At 42.3% G+C, this 12,598-nt stretch carries 12 protein-coding genes and 1 riboswitch; of the genes, 7 read left to right on the forward strand and 5 right to left on the reverse strand.

Going from position 1 to position 12,598, the window contains the following annotated elements; all coding sequences use genetic code 11:
* Positions 1-687: 687 nt before the first annotated feature.
* Positions 688-1,707, reverse strand: coding sequence for an aromatic acid exporter family protein (locus VK080_RS08005; protein WP_324224246.1), 1,020 nt, complete (start codon positions 1,705-1,707; stop codon positions 688-690).
* A gap of 712 nt (positions 1,708-2,419) precedes the next feature.
* Here VK080_RS08005 and VK080_RS08010 point away from each other — a divergent pair.
* From VK080_RS08010 to VK080_RS08025, 4 genes are all read left to right on the forward strand, one after another.
* Positions 2,420-2,515, forward strand: a complete 96-nt coding sequence (locus VK080_RS08010) for a YhfH family protein (protein WP_414672230.1) — start codon at positions 2,420-2,422, stop codon at positions 2,513-2,515.
* A gap of 169 nt (positions 2,516-2,684) precedes the next feature.
* On the forward strand, positions 2,685-3,965 hold the full coding sequence (aceA, locus tag VK080_RS08015) for an isocitrate lyase (protein ID WP_324224247.1): 1,281 nt from the start codon (positions 2,685-2,687) through the stop codon (positions 3,963-3,965).
* Positions 3,966-4,331: 366 nt separating this feature from the next.
* Positions 4,332-5,528, forward strand: coding sequence for an NlpC/P60 family protein (locus VK080_RS08020; protein ID WP_324224248.1), 1,197 nt, complete (start codon positions 4,332-4,334; stop codon positions 5,526-5,528).
* Positions 5,529-5,862: 334 nt separating this feature from the next.
* Positions 5,863-7,362 (forward strand): BCCT family transporter, encoded by a 1,500-nt coding sequence (locus VK080_RS08025; protein ID WP_324224249.1) that lies wholly within the window; start codon positions 5,863-5,865, stop codon positions 7,360-7,362.
* Between the two features lie 112 nt (positions 7,363-7,474).
* On the opposite strand, the gene VK080_RS08030 is transcribed toward VK080_RS08025, so the two are convergent.
* Positions 7,475-8,044 (reverse strand): YitT family protein, encoded by a 570-nt coding sequence (locus tag VK080_RS08030; RefSeq protein ID WP_324224250.1) that lies wholly within the window; start codon positions 8,042-8,044, stop codon positions 7,475-7,477.
* A 110-nt stretch (positions 8,045-8,154) separates the two neighbouring features.
* Between VK080_RS08030 and VK080_RS08035 the strand changes: the two genes are divergently transcribed.
* From VK080_RS08035 to VK080_RS08045, 3 genes are all read left to right on the forward strand, one after another.
* Positions 8,155-9,375, forward strand: coding sequence for a hemolysin family protein (locus VK080_RS08035; protein WP_324224251.1), 1,221 nt, complete (start codon positions 8,155-8,157; stop codon positions 9,373-9,375).
* Between the two features lie 69 nt (positions 9,376-9,444).
* Positions 9,445-9,537: riboswitch (guanidine-I (ykkC/yxkD leader) on the forward strand.
* A gap of 192 nt (positions 9,538-9,729) precedes the next feature.
* Entirely contained in the window at positions 9,730-10,068 is a 339-nt protein-coding gene (locus VK080_RS08040) for a multidrug efflux SMR transporter (RefSeq protein WP_324224252.1), read from the forward strand.
* A complete protein-coding gene (locus VK080_RS08045) occupies positions 10,065-10,379 on the forward strand; it encodes a multidrug efflux SMR transporter (protein WP_324224253.1) in 315 nt (104 codons plus the stop codon). The genes VK080_RS08040 and VK080_RS08045 overlap by 4 nt, the downstream gene beginning before the upstream one ends.
* Positions 10,380-10,611: 232 nt before the next feature.
* On the opposite strand, the gene VK080_RS08050 is transcribed toward VK080_RS08045, so the two are convergent.
* Genes VK080_RS08050 through VK080_RS08060 form a run of 3 tightly spaced genes read right to left on the reverse strand, consistent with a single transcriptional unit; the run spans position 10,612 to position 12,597 of the window.
* Positions 10,612-11,025, reverse strand: a complete 414-nt coding sequence (locus VK080_RS08050; protein ID WP_324224254.1) for a Fur family transcriptional regulator — start codon at positions 11,023-11,025, stop codon at positions 10,612-10,614.
* The gene (locus VK080_RS08055) at positions 11,003-11,863 is read right to left on the reverse strand and encodes a metal ABC transporter permease (protein ID WP_324224286.1); all 861 of its coding nucleotides are present in this window, start codon (positions 11,861-11,863) and stop codon (positions 11,003-11,005) included. The genes VK080_RS08050 and VK080_RS08055 overlap by 23 nt, the downstream gene beginning before the upstream one ends.
* A 17-nt stretch (positions 11,864-11,880) precedes the next feature.
* Complete coding sequence (locus VK080_RS08060; protein WP_324224255.1) at positions 11,881-12,597, reverse strand: metal ABC transporter ATP-binding protein; 717 nt, start codon at positions 12,595-12,597, stop codon at positions 11,881-11,883.
* Position 12,598 lies beyond the last annotated feature (1 nt).

The raw sequence follows: 12,598 nt of genomic DNA on the forward strand, positions 1-12,598 counted from the left end.
TTTGCTGGTATGAGAGGTGTTTCACTACTACAGTTAGCATCGAATATTTTAAATAAATGAAAAATATGAAACCTCAGAATTCACTAAAACGTATGGACTATTAACCTACCGTTTCACCCGAATAAGAAGCGCGTTTGGTCATAGAGAAGCCCTCTCTGACGTTTCGGCCGAATAAGAAGCACGTTTGGTCAGAGAGAAGTCCTCTCTCTGACGTTACGGCCGATTTTGAGATGCGTTCGGGCGTATAGAGTCTTCCTATAAAACGCTAATATTAACTTTAAAAGCTGTTTAGTCCAATAGAAACAAAATAAAAAGGACCGGATTATTAACCAAGCCTGTTGCTGCCATATTAACTTGATTAGCGGTGACGGCGTTTTTGGAAGTTCCCTTTGGGTTTCTTCCGGCCTGCCCATATAATTTTTCGATACCTTTTTCATACTGAAATCGGCTGACTCGTTGATTTTCACCATTACGGCCTTTTATTTCCGGCTTCTGGAAATACGGGGCGGCGCTAGACTTTTTCTTATGATTGTCAGGAGCTATCGAAAGAACAAGCCACTGCCGTTAATCTGAATTATGATGCCCCAATTGCAGCTGTACAGACGGCCAAAAGGTCTTTATCGGTTTCGGGAGAGATTTCTTTTTTATAACATGGTACCTCTCACACTTCATTTTGTGCTGTAACAATCACTTCACCCTTTGATAATATCTTTCAACCAGATTATAAATGGACAGAAGTTCATACAGGATTTTCAGCTCCGGTGGTAAGTTGGTGGGATACTGTTTTTTCGCTGTCGTAATGGCTTCGGTATCATCCCAAAATATATCAGTTAATCGCTCATACTGCTCACGATGTTTTTCCCGGTTGAAAGCACCAGGGTGTTTAAGTGATTGTGCCATTTCTGTTACAGCATTCGCGATAGACGTCCGTTCTTCTGAAGGCCACTCATTTGTGTCAAATGATGTATAGACCAGATTCTCAATATGATAGTGGATTAATCGCAGCTGGACAAGCTGTTTCTGATATCGCTCAAATTGTGCTTGCTCACTTCCGATAAGCGGATGGTATTTGGATTCTTCCTTTTGAAACCGAATCAGCTGCTCTGTCTGGTGGATCATTTTATCCAGCTGATCCGTCAGCTCCTGTTCAACGACAATAACCTGATGCTGGTCATCGAGAATATCATGAAAAACTTTTTCGGCCGCAATCCCCGTCCGGTATGCTATCCTCTCCAGTCCCTGGGAAATCTCTTTTGTGTAGTCAGGCGGCATCATAAACAGATTAACCACTGTTGATACAACTAGTCCCGTAGTTGTTGTGCCAAGCCGGATAAAAAATGACATGAGCACATTGGTGTGAATCACTTCAACCATCGCAACCGCGGTTAATGTGGCAACAAGCAGTCCCGCATGCAGCTTTAACCGAAAACATGTTGCAATGGTAAAGACTGCAGCCAGTGTATATGTAAGTGGTGAGTTGCCGAATAACGATATGAATAGCACCGCATAGGCCGAACCGATAGCTGAAGCCGGGAAACGCACGATTCCTTTTTTGATCGAATCTGATACAGTCGGCTCAATCGTCACTATGGCTGTAATCACGGCAAAAACAGGTGGCCAGTCCAGCAGTATGCAAATCCATGCCGTTATAAAGATAGACACACCCGTTTTGACAATACGGCTTCCAGCTAATTTGAAGAGTTTCATCACATTCATCCCCAAAATCTTTTTTCAAGAGGTTGCCAAAAAGTTCGGTAAAAATAACACGTCGTACAAAGGACCTTCTGCTAAAAGCGCCCACGTCAATCGCCAACTGGAGAAGTCACCACAAACAAGAGAAGCCCGCTCCTTGGAAAAGAAAACCGCTTTTCCTGCGTGCAAAGTGAATTCGATGAAGTTTTTCTTGTGCTCGAAACTGTACCGCCTCAAACGTTGACGCGATTGACGTGCTAGTGCCGGCGCCCGTGATTGTCGTCGCGAACTTAGCCGGCCGATCCTTTTGCCCCGCATGTAAGGGTCAGTAACCTGCCAAAATACGGCAGCTTATTGACTTTAAATGCTCGATTCGGCACGGGCCTTTACAATGCAGGTCACAAAGGCGTTGCAACAGGACAAGGAAAGTTGCGGGCAGCGATGCATCGCACGAAAAAATTGCTTTCCTTTTTCGAGGACGTTGCGTTCTCAGCCTTTGTTCCTTAATTTCAGTGGAGAAAAGCTCTCCACTGAATGAAGTTTCGCTTTATCCTACCTTTTTGAATAAGCACTTCAAACTTCTATTTTTCCAGTAATTTGGGTGTTTTGCAACTTTTGAAGAAAAATTTAAAAAAAGGGTTGCATTTTATTATGATTGGGAATAAACTGTATTATAACAAAACAGTAAAAGCTTATCTGTTATATAAAAGAAAGGAGGGTGCTGCTGATGAAAGCTCCGACATGCCCGGAATGTGGTGAGCGGATTGATCGAAACAGTTATACACTGGAATGTGATTACTGCTTGTCAAAAAGAGAAGAGTAATTTTTTTACATGTGTTGTTATATAACAATGTAAAATATTATTTATTGTAGTATAACAATATGGAAAATGAATTAAGAAGCTTGAACCAATTTCGATGTGAGTTGTTGACAAAAAGATCAAATGATGAATTAAAAAAATCCAAACCATTTGTTTAAGGGAGAGGTGCTTGATGGATCGGAATACACGAATCGAAAAAATTAAAAATGAATGGGAAAATGATTTGCGATGGATTAATGTCGAGAGGCCATACACGGCTGAAGACGTTGACCGGCTGCGGGGGTCAATGGATATTGAGCATACACTTGCCCAAAAAGGTGCTGAAAAATTATGGAAACTCATCAATCAAGAAAACTATGTAAATGCACTCGGAGCATTGACAGGTAACCAGGCAGTCCAGCAGGTGAAAGCCGGTCTAAAGGCCATTTATTTGAGCGGCTGGCAAGTAGCAGCTGACAATAATCTCGCCGGGCAGATGTATCCTGATCAGAGTCTGTATCCGGCAAACAGTGTCCCAAATGTTGTCAAACGGATTAATCAGGCATTACAGCGGGCTGATCAGATCCATCATGCAGAAGGTGATGATTCGGTTGACTGGTTTGCACCTATTGTCGCTGATGCCGAAGCAGGATTTGGCGGACAGCTTAATGTATTTGAATTAATGAAGTCTATGATCGAAGCAGGTGCTTCAGCTGTTCATTTCGAAGATCAGCTCTCATCGGAGAAGAAATGCGGTCATCTCGGTGGTAAAGTACTGCTCCCAACACAGACGGCAGTACGCAATTTGATTTCGGCGAGACTCGCTGCAGATGTGATGGGAACGCCGACAATCATTATCGCCCGAACGGATGCTAATGCCGCCGATATGATGACAAGTGATCTTGATCCATATGATAAACCATTTATAACAAATGAGCGCACAACGGAAGGGTTTTTCCGGACAAAAGCAGGACTTGATCAAGCGATTGCTCGTGGTCTTGCGTACGCACCATATGCTGATATGGTCTGGTGTGAGACATCTGAACCGGACTTGGAAGAGGCTCGGCGGTTTGCCGATGCCATCCATGAAAAATATCCGAATAAACTGCTTGCTTATAATTGTTCACCATCGTTTAATTGGAAGCGTAAATTGTCGGACAGGGAAATAGCGGACTTCCAGCAGGAGCTTGGCAAAATGGGCTATAAATTCCAGTTTGTCACATTGGCCGGTTTCCATGCGTTGAACCATAGCATGTTTGATTTGGCCCGAAAATATAAAGAATCCGGGATGGTTGCTTATTCTGAATTGCAGCAGAAAGAGTTCGCCAGTGAGACGCATGGGTATAGTGCAACACGTCATCAGCGTGAAGTTGGCACAGGTTATTTTGATGACGTTGCACAAGTGATTTCCGGGGGAACATCTTCAACCGGTGCTTTAAAAGGATCGACAGAAGCGGAACAATTTGTAAAATAATAATAAAAGATCACACGTTTAAAGACCCTCCTTTTCAAGGTGGGTCTTTTTATTCAATAAAAAGGATTGCTCTGTAACATTATTGAAATAATCATGAATCGACAAGCTTAGACCCGTGAAATCACTGTTGTCGGTATTAGAGGATGATGTGCGGAGTCAGTCGAACGTCATAAATTCTGGCATAGCAACATTTGACGTTTGAAATAAAATTGTAATCTTTCCATAATACGCATGTTAACTTCTATTGATATAATACGAATAACCTAAAACTATTACATACATAATAGATACAATAGAATGCCGCAATCGACCTACTTAATTGAAAGATACATAGATACGCGGCCGTGAAATGGGGGGGAATAAAAAGTGAAAAAAACAGTCAGAACGGTAGTTGCTGCTGGTGTCGTATTCGCTGGCAGTATGTTTATGACTGATTCGATTCATGCCGAAAAATTGCAGGATGTGCGGGATGAGCGTTCGGAAGTTCAAGCGAATCTATCAGATGCAGAGGCTGAAATTGCTGATGTGATGGCAGAACTGGATGAATTGAATGAGAAAGTCGAATCTTTCACTGAGGCGCTTGAGAAAAACAAGCAGAAAATGGAAGATACAAAAGAACAAATAACAGAAACAGAAAAAGAAGTTGCGGAAATAGAAGACGAAGTAACAACGCTGGAAAACAAGATAGAAGAACGGAAAGAGATTTTAAAAGAACGCCTTGTATCACTGCAGAAAAAAGGCGGGAACATCAGTTATCTGGAAGTAATCTTTGGGTCCAAGAGCTTTGGTGACATGATCAGCCGTGTATCCGCTGTTTCAAAAATTGCTGAATCCGATGAAAAATTGATGAAAAAGCAGGAAGAGGATAAGGTTGAACTGCAGGAAAAGAAAGATGCCAAACAGGAAAAACTGTCAGGACTTAAGGATATGAAAGTGGAACTGGAAGGCATGAAGGATACTATTACAGCTCAAAAAGAACAAGTTGAAGAAGATAAACAGGAACTGAAGGAAAAAGAACAGAATTTAAAAGAAATGAAATCTGAGCTTGAAGACGAAGATAGCAGTCTTGCTGCCATTGAAGAGGAGCTTCAGCAGCGTAATGACAATTCCGGTTCTTCAAATAGTTCAAATGCAAGTTCATCATCATCTGGTGATGGCGATGTCAAACAGTTAAGCAGCACAGCCAATACCGGCAGTGGCAACTTTGGTTCTGCGATCAACGCTGGTTATACACAGCTGGGAACGCCGTATGTAACAGCCGGAAAAGGCCCTGGCGGTTTTGATTGTTCAGGATTTGTATCATGGGCATTCGGACAGGCTGGCGTATCGATTCCATCCAGCACGTCAACATTGCAGAGTGTTGGATCAAAAGTTTCTTACAGCAATGCTCAACCAGGTGATTTGGTTTTCTTTGACACATATAAGACAAACGGACATGTCGGCATCTACCTCGGAAACGGCAAATTCCTGGGTGCCCAATCCAGTACAGGAGTTGCAGTTGCTGACATGAACAGCACATATTGGACCAAAAACTTCAGTGGTCATGTACGCCGTATTCAATAAGAAAAATTCTAACGTTCAAGACCTATCTTTTCAGGTAGGTCTTTTTTCTGTGCCTAAAAATCATAATTTTCTCCAACGCGGGTTATCTTGAATAGTAAAAAAGATCGAATTGCAAAGGATCGTATTAAATGAATAGAAATTAATTGGAGGAAAATGTATAATGTTCCCTGTGGCTTTTTCTAACCAACAAAATAGGGTTATGGTAAGGGGACTTTGAAAGATATTCATGATGAAGACAGCCGCCCTGGTCAGTTATTGGAGCACTTTATACGACGGTTTCGTGAATAAGGATATTCTCTCATTTCTTTAACCCGTGAAAAAGAAAGGAATTGTTATGGAAAAACATACATATAAGAACCCGGTGTTTTTTGTATCGGCTATAATCGTTGCGTTATTAGTATTGTCCGGGGCAATTTTCACTGAGACATTCCGCGATACGGCTAATACATTATTCAGTTTTACCACCATCAATTTTGGCTGGTTTTACTTGCTGGCAGTATTTATTTTTGTAGTATTTTTAGTGGCGTTGTCGATTACAAAGTATGGAAAAATCCGTCTTGGTCCGAAGGGATCACGTCCTGAATATCCGTTTTTTACATGGATTGGCATGCTGTTTTCGGCCGGATTTGGTGCAGGCTTGGTATTCTGGGGCGTGGCTGAACCGATGAGTCATTTTTTTGAGACCCCTTTTTCAGATCTGGAGGCACAGAGGGAAGAATCTGCCCGGGTGGCAATGGGTTATGCCTTTTTCCACTGGGGTGTGAGCCAATGGTCCGTATTTGCTGTCGTTGGCTTGATTATCGCATTTCTCCAATTCAAGAAAGAAAAGAAAGGGCTGATTTCGACAGCAATCGAACCGGTCGTCGGAAACAACAGGACTTTAAGTGGAACAGTCGATACACTTGCTGTCATTGCAACGGTTATGGGCGTTGCGACCTCACTTGGACTTGGAATTTCGCAAATGAATGGCGGTTTAAAAAGTGTGTTCGATTTGCCGAATTCCATCTGGATTCAAATGATGATTGCTGCGGTTATGCTGGTTACTTACCTGCTGTCGTCCAGCACCGGTTTGAACCGAGGCATTAAATGGCTGAGTAATTTGAATCTGGGTCTGTGTCTCGTTTTACTTCTGTTTGTCTTTTTGGCGGGACCAACTGTATTTATTCTCGATACGTTCGTGCTGGGGATGGGGGACTATATTTCAAATTTTGTGCAATACAGTTTTCGTTTGACACCTTATTCGGGTGAGACTTGGGTACGTGAGTGGACAGTGTTCTACTGGGCGTGGTCCACTGCCTGGTCGCCATTTGTCGGTGCTTTTGTCGCTCGGGTATCCAGAGGCAGGACAATCCGTGAATTCGTATTTGGTGTATTGGTTGTACCACCGCTGATTGCCTGTTTATGGATTGCCGCTTTTGGTGGAACGGCAATCTACAGCGATTTATTCAACGGAACGCAAATTGCTGAAGCGGTCAATGCTGATATGACCGTTGCATTGTTTCAATCGTTCAGCGGTTTGCCAATGTCAAACATTCTGTCCATCCTGGCCATTTTTCTGATTTTCACTTTCCTGGTGACATCAGCGGATTCAGCAACTTATATACTTGGAAGTATGACATCCAATGGAAGTCTCAATCCGGCATTAACGGTTAAAATTATTTGGGGTATACTCATTACGGCAATTGCTGTTGTGCTCTTGTTTGCTGGTGGATTAAATGCACTACAGACCGCATCGCTTACGTCGGCATTGCCGTTTACGATGATTTTACTGCTGATTGTGGTGGCGTTTATCCAAATGGTCAAAAAAGAACAAATACCTAAAAAAGATGATTGAGAAAAAGGAGACTAAATTGAGTTTTCAGGGTCGTAAGCCAGGCGTCTGACTTAAGAAGTAGAACGATTTTTTCATTAAAAATAGTTGGAGGGCTATCCTTCCAGCTATTTCTTTATGTTGAAAATGATTTAGTGATGGTAAATATTGTCAGTCCTGTCATTCCAACCAAAACACCGGAATAGATGATGGTTGATTCCTGGATAATTAACCAACCTAACAGGATGACAACACTGTCTATGATCAATATAATGATTCCCACATTAAGCGAAATAACCTTAGAAAGCATGAGTGCCAGCAAGTCACCTCCACCAACACTGACCCTTGCCAGCAGCATGATGCCGATTCCGGTACCAAGCAAAAACCCGCTTGTTATGGCACTGATCAGAATGTGTGGTGTATGTAACGTTATCAATGGGTGAAAATAATCAATACAGAATGCTGAAGCCAGTACTCCGTGTATACCATTATAAAAATAGGAACGGAAATGGAACCAGGCATAAGTGTATAAAGGTAAATTTAACAGAATAATCGTCAATCCCGGTTGCAGTCCAATTGCATATTTGGAAATTAGCCCTAATCCGATAATACCGCCATCAACAAGGTGATTTGGAATGACAAAATAGTTGATACCAATTGCAATCAAGACACTGCCAACTATAATCGACATCATTTTTTGAACCAAACATATCACGCACCGCATAACTTGTCCAAAATAAAGATTTGCTAATAAAAAGATATGTGTGGTTAATCTAATTTATCCATGGGAATGTTTTGTAAAGGAGAAAAATGCTTGTGATTATGGCAATCATTATTTTATTGTTTGTCTCATTTTTCTTTTCCGGAAGTGAGACGGCGTTAACAGCTACAAATAAGATAAAGCTGCAGACAAAAGCAGATAACAATGATAAAAAAGCACAAAAACTTTTAGATCTTCTTTCCAAGCCGAGTCAGTTCATAACGACCATTTTAATAGGCAATAATATATCGAATATATTGCTACCGACCCTAGTGACATCCCTTGCGATACAATATGGATTCAATGTTGGCCTGGCTTCTGCCATTTTAACCATCATTATTATCGTCTTTTCTGAAGTCATTCCAAAGTCGGTGGCAGCTGCTTTTCCCAATCGTATTTCAATGGCTGTCTCTCCAGTCATCCGGTTTTTCGTTATTGTATTTAAGCCGGTCACAATCGTGCTTAATTGGCTTACCGATAAGATTACAAATGTATTGTCAAAGGGAGAATCGGACGATGTCTCGGTGTCCAAAGACGAATTGCGCAGCATGGTGGATATTGCGGACTCGGAAGGGACTTTTAATGAGGCTGAATCCAATCGTATCAAAGGTGTGCTCGATTTTTACAATTTGGATATTAAGGATGTCCTGAAAACGCCGAGGGTTGATATTACTGCATTGCCTTACACCGCTTCGTTTCAGGAAGTACGAGATGTTGCCATTCAAAATCCGTTCACAAGATATCCCGTATATCGTGAGGATATAGATGATATTGTCGCCGTCTTTCATTCAAAGTATCTGATTTCCTGGTCGATGGAACCTGAGAAACCACTGGAGGCATTCAGTTATTCGGAACCGCTGATTGTATTTGAGTTTCAGCCGGTTGAATGGGTTTTCCGTAAAATGACGAAAGAAAAGAAACATATGGCCATTGTACTGGACGAATATGGCGGTACGGAAGGCATCCTGACACATGAAGATGCTATTGAAGCTATGATTGGGTTGGAAATTGAAGATGAAATGGATCTCGAAGGTGAGGCAATCGTTGAAAAGTTAACAGAGAATGTCATCATCTGCGATGGGAAAATCCCGCTTCACCGGTTAAATTCACTTTTTGATACGGATATTCCGGAAGAAGAGGATGTTCTTGCCGGTTATTTGCTGAAAGAATTTAATGAATTCCCTGAAAAAGGGAAGGTCATTGAGCGGGATAATCTGACATTCGAGGTACTGGAAGTCGAGGGAAGAATGGTCAGGAAGGTTCAGATTAATAAATGATATGCTTATTTTTTTGGATAACAGATATTCGTTGACTAAAGCATAATGGTTTGTCTATACTGTAGTTAATCAAAAGTTTTCTAGGGTTCCGCAGCGTATGCTGGACTGGACCGAGAGAAAACGCACGGAATGTGTACACGGCGGGATAAAAGCCCGGGAGGATATCTGAGTGATAGATATCTTCCCGGGCTTTTCGCTTTTTAAAGGATAAGTATAAAATTTGGCATATTCAATACCGAAATTGGCTAACTGAGCTGTTTCCACCTATTTAACCTCTGGCCAGTGGAAAGACGAGAAGCGTCTTGAGTTTTTCTAATTAGACGAATTTTAGGGCAGGACACAGGAGTGATGAACATGAATAAGAGCTGGAATATTTTATTTTTGGCCGGATTATTTGAAATTGGCTGGGTCGTCGGCCTGAAGCACGCTGATAGTGCCATGACCTGGATTCTGACTGCAGTTGCGATTTATGTGAGCATGCACTTACTGATTCTGGCTTCTCAAAAGCTCCCGTCAGGCACCGCATATGCTGTGTTTGCAGGGATTGGTACGACAGGGACGGTCATATTGGAGATTGTCATATTTGGTGAACCGTTTCGTTTGATTAAAATGTTACTTATTATATTACTGTTAAGCGGTGTTATCGGGTTGAAACTTGTTACAGATGAGCAGGCAGGTGAACAGGAATCATGAGTTGGATTTATTTAATCATAGCTGGTTTTGGGGAAATATTAGGTGTCATGGGCATTAATCAGGTGAATCAGAAAAAAAGTCTTTTCTCATTCACATGGCTGATTGGCGGATTTTTATTCAGTTTCGTATTTTTGACACTGGCAATGGAAGGTCTGCCAATGGGTACTGCTTATGCCATATGGACCGGAATTGGTACGGCCGGCAGTGCGATTGCCGGTATGATTTTTTATGGCGAATCAACGAGTTGGCGCCGTTTACTGTTCATCAGCATGATCATCGTAGCAGCTGTCGGTCTGAAACTGATTAGCTAGCATGTTCGCTGGTATAAAAAGATTGTTCCCAACGTCGGCTATAAAACAAAAGTCATAAATAATGGGAGATCTATGTGTCGACGAATCGGATGATACACTAGGGCTTGAAGCCAAATTAAACAAACCGGTGAACTGACCCGGAAAACCTGTTGGCTCATGAGGCGTCAAAAGTACCGGAAGAGATTGTTAGCTGATTACAGAAAAGAGGCTTCCCACTCGGCGGCCTCTTTTTTCACGCTTCCTGGCATACAGGGCATACACCGTATATTTCGAATTTGTGGTCTTCGATGGCATAATTGTCAAGAGCCTTTAGCACTTCATCCATTGGGCAGATGTCGATTTCTTTGGTTTTTCCGCAATCTTTGCAGATAAAATGATGGTGATGATGGTGCGTGCAGCTGATACGGAAATGCTTTTCGCCATTCAATTCAGTCGTTTCCAGCACACCGATGTCATCAAATAAGTGCAGGTTGCGATAAACCGTGTCAAAACTGATGCCTTCGTATTTGGGTTCCAAATAATTGATGAGATCTTTGGCTGTCCGGTATCCGTCAGCCTCATCAAAAAATTGCAGCATATCTTTTCGTTTAGCAGTTGTTTTATAGCCTTGTTTTTTAATTTCGTTAATGGCCTCGTTCAGTTCCATGGGTTAACCTCCTTTTCCGGGAAGTCGTTTTTAGTCCAATAGACACCAGCAAAATGGCAATGGATACCATCACGATTGTGCCGCCGGGCGGAATGCTGAAATAGTAGCCTGCTATGAGTCCTATGATAACAGCCAATTCGCCGAATACAACCGAGAATATGATCATTTGCTTGAATCCGCGGGCAAAGCGCATCCCTGCTGCAACCGGCAACGTCATGAGGGCGGATACAAGGAGAACCCCGACAACGCGGATGGATGCAGCAATGACAAGTGCCGTCAGGACAATAAACAGTAAATGAATCCGTTTGGCATGAATCCCTGATACGATAGCATGCTCTTCATCAAATGATAAGGTGACCAGTTCTTTGTAAAATAAACGGATAACCAGAATGATAATGACGGAAATTCCCAAAATAGAATAAAAATCCGTCCGGCTGACTGCGGACACGGAACCGAACAAATAGTTGAACAGATCCGTATTGAAGCCATTGGCAAGTGCAATAAAAATAACACTCAAGCCGACCCCGCCTGATAAAATGATTGGGATAGCCAATTCCTGAAAAGCGTTGTAAACACGTCGCAGTTTTTCAATGACAATGGATCCCAGAACGGAAAACCCCATTCCACTGTAAAGCGGTGCAATCCCTAGAGCAAATTTCTTATCCATAAAAAGGCCAAATGCAATCCCGGCAAGTGTCACGTGTGATAGTGCATCAGCGATCAGGGATAGGCGCCGGACCACGATGAATGTGCCAAGCAGAGGGGCAATGATCCCGATTAAAAGTCCGGTTAAAAATGTGTGTCGCAAAAAGTCATATTCCAGAAAATCTGCCAGCATCATGTTTTCCTCCAATGTTAGCGGGATAAATCTTTATTTGATAACCTTTTATATTCACTGGGGTCCCCGTGAAAATGCAATGTCTTATTCAGGCAAACGATATCTGTCGCATGCTCGATCATCGTGCCGGTATCATGTGTGACCAGTAAGAGTGTGATATTGTGATCATCATTTAATTGGTGCAGAAGCTCGAAAAACTTTTGCACATTTTCCTGGTCGACCCCAACAGTCGGCTCGTCGAGAATCAACAGTTCAGGATCACTGACCAGTGAACGTGCGATAAAGACACGCTGCTGCTGCCCGCCTGACAACCTGCCGATATTTTCATAGGCATAATTGCGCATACCGACTTGATCGATTGTTTTAAGTACTTTCTTTTTATGTTTTGCCGTCAATAATTTTAAATAGCCGATTTTGGCGGTCAGCCCCATTGCAACAACTTCATAGACGGTAGCGGGAAAACCTTTATTGAATGTGTTGGCCTTTTGGGAAACGAACCCGATTCGGCTCCAGTCTTTGAACCTCCGGATTGGCTGTCCGAACAGACGAACGTTTCCGTTGTCAGGTTTCAGCAGACCGAGAATGACTTTGATCAACGTTGTTTTGCCACCACCGTTTGGTCCGAGAAGCCCCATAAAAGCACCCCTCGGGATTTCAAGATTGATATCGTTCAGGACATTTTTTCGCTCATAGGCATAATCGATATTTTTCATCGAAACAATCGGGTCTTCCATT

Origin of the sequence: Lentibacillus sp., assembly GCF_035301925.1 — a bacterium.
GTDB lineage: Bacteria > Bacillota > Bacilli > Bacillales > Amphibacillaceae > Lentibacillus.